We start from the raw sequence: 9,423 nt of genomic DNA on the forward strand, positions 1-9,423 counted from the left end.
TTATTTAGTTATAGCCATTAGGATTCTGCTTCTGCCAATTCCAACTATCAGCGAGCATATCTTCTAAACCGTATTGCGGCTGCCAACCCAACTCAGCAACTGCACGACGATTGTCTGCAAAAGATGTGGCTACATCGCCTGCTCGGCGTGGTACAAATTCAAAAGCTATAGGCATTCCATTAACTTTTTCAAAGGTGTCTTTAACTTGCAGTACTGAAGAACCATTGCCCGTACCGATATTCCATACACGACAGCCTTTTGCTTGCAAACGGTTATTTAAGGCACATAAGTGCGCATTCGCTAAATCGACCACATGGATATAGTCACGTACACCAGTACCATCCACAGTTTCATAGTCATTACCATAAATAGATAGTTTTTTACGGCGACCAACAGCGACTTGGGTGACATAAGGCATTAAATTATTCGGAATACCCTGTGGGTCTTCCCCAATACGTCCACTTTTATGTGCACCTACAGGATTAAAATAACGCAGCAATGCAATTGACCATTCAGAATTAACTATTGAAAGCTTTTGCAATAATTGCTCAACAATCAGTTTGGTATAGCCATAGTTATTACTGGGCATACCCGTTGGCATGTTTTCATTTAATGGAGATATATTGGCTTCATCATATACGGCAGCAGAAGAGCTAAATACAAGCGTATAAACACCAGCTTTTTCCATTGATTTAACTAATTGGATGCTACCAGTAATATTGTTATCAAAGTAGATCAGCGGTTTTTCCTGACTCTCACCAACTGCTTTTAAACCTGCAAAATGAATAACCGCATCAATAGTATGCTCTTGAAATACACGATCCAACTCACTTGCATTACGAATATCACCCTGCACAAAAATCAAGCTTTTTTGGGTTATGTCCTGAACTCTATCTAACGATTCTTCCGAACTATTCGAAAGATTATCAAAAACAATAACTTCGTGACCAGCTTGCAAAAGCTCAACACAAGTATGTGAACCAATGTAACCAGCACCACCAGTGACTAGAATTTTAGCCATCTACCTTTCCTAACAATATTTTAATTAACCCCCGTGTCGAGGCATCAAGTTTTGAAAAATCACTTTGAATGCCATTTAAAATCGGAAGTAACTGATCAGCGATCTGTTTGCCCTTTTCAACCCCCCATTGATCAAACGGGTTAATATTCCAAATCACAGACTGAACAAATACTTTATGTTCATATAAAGCGATCAGCATTCCTAAATTATACGGGTTTAGTTCATCTAATAATAATGTAGAACTGGGTTGATTACCTTCATATTGCTTATAAATTGGCAATTTTTCTAATTCAGTTGAATCCAAAGCTTCATTACCGAAAGCCAATAAGCGTGATTGCGCCAAGCAATTAGAGAGAGCAAGATGATGTTGCTCAACTAAGGCATCTGCGTTTTCAGCATAGGTAAAGTGGTCTGCATTATAACGTTGAATTGGTGCAATAAAATCACAACTGACTGCTTGGGAGCCTTGATGTAGCAATTGATAGAACGCATGCTGAGCATTTGGACCAACTTCACCCCACACGATTGGGCAAGTATCCAGCTCAACTTTTTGACCATTGCGCTGCACCGACTTACCGTTAGATTCCATTTCTAACTGTTGTAAATAAGCAGCAAAATATTTTAAACGTCCATCATAAGGCAAGACTGCGTGTGTCTGAATATTTAAAAAATTATTATTCCAAATTCCTAATAATGCCATTAAAACAGGAATATTTTGATCAAAACTTGTATTTTGAAAATGCTCATCGACGGCGTGAGCCCCTGCTAAAAGTTGCTTAAACCCGTCAACACCAATCGTCAAAGCAATAGGCAAACCAATACAAGACCATAGTGAATAGCGGCCACCTACCCAATCCCACAGCAATAATTGATTTTCAGGTGCAATACCCCATTCAGACATTTTGTCAGCTTTTGTGGACACTCCAATAAAATGGCTTTTTAATACACGAGCATGCTTTCCTAACGTTTTTTCTAACCACTGACGCACTGTTTGGGCATTTGATAAGGTATCAATCGTTCCAAAAGATTTTGAAGAAATAATAAATAAAGTTGTTTCTGGGCGAAGCTGATGGAGCAGTTCTGATAGCTGACTACCATCCATCGTTGAAACAAAATGAGTGTTAAGGGGCTTAGCCGTTTTCACCTTAAAATCAGATAACGCATGAGTCACCATTTGTGGTCCTAAATCAGAACCACCCACTCCAATATTGACGACATCTTGGATCACTTCACCAGTAGCACCACGATATTGCCCTGCATGGATTTTTTCCACTAAGGCATACATACGTTCTAACTGACTATGAACCTGTTCTGTTAAATCTGGAAACTTTGAATAGTCAGCTGGTAAACGCAATGCCCAGTGCATTGCTTCACGTTGTTCGGTACAGTTAATTTTATCTTGTGAAAAAAGACGATTAATCCATTGGGTTAAATTTTTATTCTTCGCAAGAGCTACTAACTGTTCTAAAATATCCTTAGTTACTCGGTGCTTACTATAATCAAAAAATAATTGATCAAACTTTACTGAGTAATTATGAAAACGATCTGGCTCTAAAGCAAATAACTCTTTGATATGTAATTTTGAGTTTTCTTCACCTAAAGTTTGAAGATGAGCTAGAGGCGAGACTAATTCCTTCGGAAATTGCTCAATTGATTTACTCATAAGCGACCTACTCCTTCATAAGCAAAGCCTTTCGCTTTTACATATGCTGGATCATAAATATTACGTCCATCTAAAATTAACGGATGTTTCATTAACTGTTGTAGTTGCTTAAAGTCAGGGCTCCAATATTGCTTCCATGCCGTGACGAGGCACAATGCATGAGCATCTTGTGCAGCCTCATATTGATCAGTGCATAAAATTAAATCTTCCCTAGGCCCGTAAGTGGCAGCTATTTCATCTAAAGCTTGAGGATCGTGCAGGCGCACTATTACGCCTTGTGCCCATAACGCCGCCAATAAAATATGAATCGGTGAGTTATGTATATTTGAAGTATTTTCTTTAAAAGAAGCACCCCAAATCGCAACCGTTTTACCATTTAGACTACAGTGATAATAATTCCATAACTTACGGAATAAAATCTCTTTCTGCTGCTCATTAATCGCCCAAACCTGCTCTAAAAGACGACTTTTTGTTCCAGTTTCAGATACAGTACTTGAAAGCGTTAAAATATCATGTGAAAAATTCTCACCACCAAATCCTACACCAGGCGATAAATATGCAGCACCAATTCGTGTATCAGCAGCAATACCATGCTTTACATTCGCAATATCAATACCTAACTTTTCGGCAACCATAGCTAAGTCATTCATATAACTAATGCGGGTCGCCAACATACCCGAGATACTAAGTTTGGTAAACTCCGCATCTAAAATTGGCATAAATAAATATTGATAGCTAAATTGGAAAAATGGACGCAATAGCTCTTGCATGGTTTCACTTGCATCCCTAGATTCAACACCAATAATGACATGTTTTACATTCAATACACTATTGATAGCATTACCCTCCTGAATCACATCAGGAAAGTAAACCCATTCATCTTTTGGCAAATGCTGTTTTACTTTTTCTGTACCGTGTAAACCAAAAGTTGAACCATTAATCATTAATCTAGGATGAACAATTGGTCGCTCACTCAGTTTTTGTACGGTTTTTAAAGCAAGTTCAATTTGTGTGGGACTAAAACAAAATAAATATACTTCAATATCTAAAGGAATCTCGGAAAAAGCACTTTCTTTTAAAAAACCAGCTTTTCTTTGTTTATTTAAATAATTATTTACTTCTTGATCTTGATACGTAAGGACAGAAATATCTTCTTCACAACTTACACAGGTACACCAATAAATTTGGTTACCATATTCAGCTAATAATGCCGCCATAACACCGGCATGTAACGTTGTTCCAAATACTGCGATTTTCATTGCACACCTGATTTATAGATTTCTATTCCTTTTCCAAGAAAAGAATATACTGCTCTGCTACCATATTCAGCAGTTTTTACAAATACTTAAGCAGAGCTACAAAAATTTATAGTTTAAGTTCTTGAATCAGATGTTTAAATTCTAATCCCAATTTAGGGTGTGCAACGCCATAATGTAGTACAGCTTTCAAATAACCAATTTTACTGCCACAGTCAAAAGTTTGACCTTGCATCCGATAGGCTTCCACTATGTCTGTACTTTGAAGCATCGCAATAGCATCAGTTAACTGAATTTCATTGCCCGCTCCTTTCGGCGTATTCTCTAGAAGCTGCATAATCTTAGCAGGTAAAATATAACGTCCGACTACAGATAAATTAGAAGGTGCAGAGCCGACAGCAGGCTTTTCGACAATACCCTGCATGACAATACTTTCACCCTCAGCCGGGCTCTGTTTTACATCAACAATCCCATATTGATCTACTAAATGATCCGGTACTGCTTCAACCATGATTTGAGCAGCTTGACTCACTTCATAACGAGAAATCATGCGCGATAGATTATTTTGTCCCGAGTTGTCTTTAACCAATACATCAGGTAACAACACAGCAAAATCATCTTGACCAATAATACTTTTTGCGCATAAAACAGCATGCCCCAAACCCAAAGGTTGAGGCTGTCTTATACTCACTACACTTATATGAGGTGGGATAATTTGAGTAATCTCATCAAGCAGATCAAACTTTTTCTTCTGCTCTAAAGTCGTTTCAAGTTCAAAGTTTCGATCAAAATAATTTTCAATTGATGCTTTAGATGAGTGCGTTACCAGAATAATTTGCTCAATTCCTGCTTCTACAGCTTCACGCACTACATATTCAATCGCAGGACGATCAACTACTGTGACCATTTCTTTAGGAATTGACTTACTTGCCGGTAAAAAACGTGTACCTAATCCAGCTACAGGTAAAACTGCCTTTTTAATCACACCTTTACTCTCTAATTAACCATAATATCTTTACTACGTTTATAACCATCAACATAGTGTTCAAGTTGACATAGCGCCCAATCAATATCTTGCTGGACAGCAGTCATATTATTCACTCGATCAAAGACTTCTTGAATTTCTGTAAGAGGGTAGAATTTCTCAAAAGATCGAAGAATTCTACTATGCTCGGTATATTCAGTATTTTCTTGATCAATTAATAATTCTTCGTAAAGTTTCTCACCTGGACGCAATCCACTATAATGAATTTCGATATCCCCTTGCATTGAACCTTGTTCACGCACAGTTAAACCACTTAAAGAAATCATTTGGCGAGCTAAGTCCTGAATACGGACAGGTTCACCCATATCAAGTAAAAACACATCACCGCCTCTACCTAATGCACCAGCTTGAATAACTAACTGAGATGCTTCAGGAATAGTCATGAAGTAACGTGTTACTTCAGGATGAGTCACAGTAATTGGACCACCTTTGGCAATTTGCTGTTTAAATAACGGCACTACTGAGCCAGAAGACCCTAATACATTACCAAAACGCACGATACTAATTTGGGTCTGTTTTTGGGCTTCAGCCATGGCTTGGCAGTAAAGTTCTGCCATACGTTTTGATGCACCCATGACATTGGTGGGACGTACTGCTTTATCGGTCGAGATGAGAACGAATGTCTCCACACCTTTTTTCACAGCTGCATTTAGACTATTCGCAGTACCAATCGCATTGTTCTTTAATCCTGCAATTGGGTTACACTCAACTAAAGGTACATGTTTATAAGCAGCAGCATGGTAAACGGTCTGAACACCATATTGCTCGATAATACGTTCTAATTTCTGTTGATCTTGCACTGTACCTAAAATAGGAACAATTTCACATTGAGCTGCTAAACGTAATTCTTTATCTATACTATAAAGCGCAAACTCTGTAATTTCATAGATAATCAACATCTTAGGCTGATTTTTAATTATTTGACGGCATAACTCAGAACCAATAGAACCACCCGCACCAGTGACCATAACGATCTTATTATGGATATTTTTTGCAAGTAAATGATCTATAGGAGGTACAGGATCACGTCCCAGTAAGTCAATAATGTCTACTTCACGAATATCTGCAACTTTCAGTTCACCATCAACAAGTTGTGTAAGGCCAGGAAGCTCAGTAATTTTAAGATGTGCAGGTTCTAGCTGTTGAATAATTTCAGTTTTACGCACACGGCCTACTGAAGGTAATGCTAGCAAAATTTCATCAGTTTTATATTTTTCAAAACGTTGTAAAGCTTTTCCTAAAGATAATACTTTTAAACCGCCAACCATATGGTCTTGTAAAGATGCATTATCGTCAATGAAAAAAACGGGTAAATGATTACCAGAACGATAAAGCACAGCTGCAATTTGCTGACCTGCATCACCAGCACCGTAAATCGCAATTCGTTTACGCTCTTCACCAGTTTGTAACGTAGCTTTTACGATAAAACGAATAAATGCACGACTACACCACACCCAACCAAACATTAAGAAGCCGAACATTAATGGAATTGAAGTCGGAACAAATGCAGGTGAAAAAGCATTCATGCCATATAAAACGATGACCATCAATGTAACCGCAATCGCTAATTTAGCAATAAAGGCTTCATTAAAAGTACGGACAATAAACCGGTAAACTCCAGTTAGCATTAAGCTTAGGATGGCTAAAATTGTAACAAATGCCACACCATAGTTGATGCCTGGAATAACCTCAGCACCTAAATCAAATAATCGAATGGCATAACATAGCCACAAAATAACAGGAAAAGCGAACAGGTCGATAAGAACCAAAAAACATTGTTTTGTAAGCCGAGGAGCTGACGCAAACTGATAAATAATCTTTTTCACAATACTCTTCTAATCGTTCTAGTAACCGTGCGATATTTATACTCATTTCTTATATAAGTAGAAATAAAATTTACGCAGCGGTTACATAACTTTAAGTCAGATCATAATTCAAAAGAAAGCTATGTGCATAGCTTCACATTTTTTATGATTGTAAAGCTCTATTAACAGCATTAATTGCAAGAATCGTTTTTTCTATACTGTCTTGACTCAAAGTCGGATGAACCAAAAACATTAAACTGGTTTCACCTAATTTCTGTGCATTTTCTAGACGCTTTTCTGGACGCCATGGTGTACCATCAAATGCATGCTCTAAATAAACTTCAGAACAAGACCCACTAAAACAAGGCACTTCCTGAGAGTTAATTTCTTGCATAATACGATCTCGTGACCAACCATCTGGCAAGGCTTCTAAATTCACTTGGACATAGCATTTATAATATGCATGGACATAATCTACAGAGGGAGTATGAACACTAAAGAAAGGAGAGCCGTTAAAGGCTTTTAAAATCTTTTCTGCATTTTCAGTACGTTTTTTAGTCCATTCAGCCATACGAGTTAGCTGAATTCGACCAATCACTGCTTGCATTTCCATCATACGCCAGTTAGTTCCGAATGAGTCATGTAACCAACGGAAACCTGGTGGGTGCTGTTTATTATAAATACTGTCGTAACTTTTACCATGATCTTTATAAGACCACATTTTTTTCCAAAGCGTTTCATCATTCGTGGTGACCATACCACCCTCACCACCAGTTGTCATAATTTTGTCTTGGCAAAATGACCATGCCGCAATATGACCAATAGAGCCCGCTGCTTTACCTTTATATTTTGCTCCATGAGCTTGGGCGCAGTCTTCAATAACATATATACCGCGCTCGGCAGCAAGTTGCATAATCGGATCCATATCACACATCCAACCAGCTAAATGTACACAAATAATGGCTTTAGTATTTGGTGTAAGTACAGCCTCAATCGTACGACGTGAAATATTTTGAGAATCTAATTCGACATCTGCAAAAACAGGATTAGCGCCAGCTGTTACAATCGAACTTGCTGAAGCTAAAAAAGTACGAGACGTCACAATAACATCATCACCCGCGCCAATATCTAAAGCTTTTAATGCGACATCTAGAGCCACGGTACCATTTGCTAAAGCAACCGCATATTTTGTACCAGAAAACTCAGCGAATTCTTTTTCAAAAATTCTACACTCTTGACCGGTCCAATAATTTACCTTATTTGATAGTAATACATTTTTGACTGCGTCAGCTTCTTCTATTGTAAAACTTGGCCATGGTTCAAATGCAGTGTTTAACATTTTAACTTCCTAATAAAATATTTCTTACTTACTTTCTTTCTAAAATTCTTGCAGGATTACCTACAACAGTTACACCCGCTGGCACGCTTTTAGTCACTACAGCGCCCATTCCAACAATAGCACCTTCACCAATTATTAAAGGGTTATCAGGTGTGCCTTGTTTAATAACTGCTCCAGCACCAATATATGCATGATCTTCAATGTGAATATTACCATTGCATTTAACGCCAGGGGCAAAAGTCACATAGTCACCAATCACACAATCATGCTCAACATAGCTGTATAAATTAGCATGAAAACATTTACCAATTTTTATGTTTGATGTAATTGAAACAAAAGGACTTAGAGCTGCGCCTTCACTAATTTCTACGTTATCCATAATTACTGTGTTATCAGCTTGTATGGACCAAAGTTTAATACCATCAACAACCAATTGATTTGCGATTTTTTCACGAATCTGACTATTCGCAATCGCAATTAATACGTATTTATAAGAGCAATCTATTGATTTAAAAGATTGATAGTTTAAAGCTCTATGGCCATTTACTAATTTTTCTTCTTGTAAACTATCATCAATAAAATAAATTTCAGCTGAAATACCCTGACGTTGAAGCTGTTGTCTTGCAACTGGCATCAAACTACGGCCACAGCCCGAAGCACCATAAATAGCATAGACCTGATTATTCATTTATCTGCTTCCGACTTTGAACCTGTAAACTTCGTCATCGTCGCCTCACCCGCTTCATTAATATCATCTTTAGCAATTACTTTTTTAACGGTTTGCAGCATTATTTTAAAGTCTAACCAAAGCGATCTATTTTCAACGTACCACGTATCAAGTTTAAATTTTTCTTCCCAGCCAATAGCATTACGTCCATTCACTTGCGCGTGGCCAGTCATTCCTGGACGTACATCATGACGCTTTGCTTGTTCTTTATTATAAAGTGGCAAGTACTCCATCAATAAGGGCCTTGGACCTACAATACTCATATCACCTTTAATTACATTCCACAGCTCAGGCATTTCATCCAGACTAGTAGAACGAAGCATTTTACCAAATGGCGTTAGGCGCTCACTATCTGGTAAAGGATTACCCTGTACATCTGTTGCATCTTTCATAGTTCGAAACTTAATCATTTCAAAAGGCTTCCCGTGTAAGCCAGGGCGAACTTGGCGAAACAATACAGGTGAGCCTAAATTTTTTTTCACCTTATATGCAACATAGAAATATAGTGGTGAGAGTAAAGTAAGGGCAATAGAAGCAATAACAATATCCAATAAACGCTTTAGCATA

8 protein-coding genes are annotated in these 9,423 nt (G+C 37.8%); all 8 read right to left on the minus strand.

Annotated elements, in window-relative coordinates:
• Positions 1-4: 4 nt before the first annotated feature.
• The 8 genes from galE to HLV59_RS18145 all read right to left on the minus strand — a co-directional run bounded on the left by galE (position 5) and on the right by HLV59_RS18145 (position 9,422).
• Positions 5-1,021 (minus strand): UDP-glucose 4-epimerase GalE, encoded by a 1,017-nt coding sequence (gene galE, locus HLV59_RS18110; protein ID WP_171430515.1) that lies wholly within the window; start codon positions 1,019-1,021, stop codon positions 5-7.
• The gene (gene pgi / locus HLV59_RS18115) at positions 1,014-2,684 is read right to left on the minus strand and encodes a glucose-6-phosphate isomerase (protein WP_171430516.1); all 1,671 of its coding nucleotides are present in this window, start codon (positions 2,682-2,684) and stop codon (positions 1,014-1,016) included. The genes galE and pgi overlap by 8 nt, the downstream gene beginning before the upstream one ends.
• Positions 2,681-3,943, minus strand: a complete 1,263-nt coding sequence (locus tag HLV59_RS18120; protein WP_171430517.1) for a nucleotide sugar dehydrogenase — start codon at positions 3,941-3,943, stop codon at positions 2,681-2,683. Before HLV59_RS18120 ends, pgi begins: the two co-directional genes overlap by 4 nt.
• A 106-nt stretch (positions 3,944-4,049) precedes the next feature.
• The gene (galU, locus tag HLV59_RS18125) at positions 4,050-4,925 is read right to left on the minus strand and encodes a UTP--glucose-1-phosphate uridylyltransferase GalU (RefSeq protein WP_171430518.1); all 876 of its coding nucleotides are present in this window, start codon (positions 4,923-4,925) and stop codon (positions 4,050-4,052) included.
• A gap of 11 nt (positions 4,926-4,936) precedes the next feature.
• A complete protein-coding gene (locus tag HLV59_RS18130; RefSeq protein WP_171430519.1) occupies positions 4,937-6,811 on the minus strand; it encodes a nucleoside-diphosphate sugar epimerase/dehydratase in 1,875 nt (624 codons plus the stop codon).
• 142 nt (positions 6,812-6,953) lie between these two features.
• Entirely contained in the window at positions 6,954-8,129 is a 1,176-nt protein-coding gene (locus HLV59_RS18135) for a DegT/DnrJ/EryC1/StrS family aminotransferase (protein WP_171430520.1), read from the minus strand.
• Positions 8,130-8,157: 28 nt separating this feature from the next.
• Positions 8,158-8,817: an acetyltransferase gene (locus HLV59_RS18140; protein WP_068612743.1), complete on the minus strand. Its 660-nt coding sequence runs from the start codon at positions 8,815-8,817 to the stop codon at positions 8,158-8,160.
• The gene (locus HLV59_RS18145; protein ID WP_171430521.1) at positions 8,814-9,422 is read right to left on the minus strand and encodes a sugar transferase; all 609 of its coding nucleotides are present in this window, start codon (positions 9,420-9,422) and stop codon (positions 8,814-8,816) included. Before HLV59_RS18145 ends, HLV59_RS18140 begins: the two co-directional genes overlap by 4 nt.
• Between the last annotated feature and the right edge of the window lies 1 nt (position 9,423).

Origin of the sequence: Acinetobacter lactucae (genome assembly GCF_013122135.1) — a bacterium.
Taxonomy (GTDB): domain Bacteria; phylum Pseudomonadota; class Gammaproteobacteria; order Pseudomonadales; family Moraxellaceae; genus Acinetobacter; species Acinetobacter lactucae.

Bases quoted from the DNA above. Each gene is read 5' to 3' on its own strand.
- galE (WP_171430515.1), bottom strand. From the start codon at position 1,021: ATGGCTAAAATTCTAGTCACTGGTGGTGCTGGTTACATTGGTTCACAT.
- pgi (WP_171430516.1), bottom strand. From the start codon at position 2,684: ATGAGTAAATCAATTGAGCAATTTCCGAAGGAATTAGTCTCGCCTCTA.
- HLV59_RS18120 (WP_171430517.1), bottom strand. From the start codon at position 3,943: ATGAAAATCGCAGTATTTGGAACAACGTTACATGCCGGTGTTATGGCG.
- HLV59_RS18135 (WP_171430520.1), bottom strand. From the start codon at position 8,129: ATGTTAAACACTGCATTTGAACCATGGCCAAGTTTTACAATAGAAGAA.
- HLV59_RS18140 (WP_068612743.1), bottom strand. From the start codon at position 8,817: ATGAATAATCAGGTCTATGCTATTTATGGTGCTTCGGGCTGTGGCCGT.
- HLV59_RS18145 (WP_171430521.1), bottom strand. From the start codon at position 9,422: ATGCTAAAGCGTTTATTGGATATTGTTATTGCTTCTATTGCCCTTACT.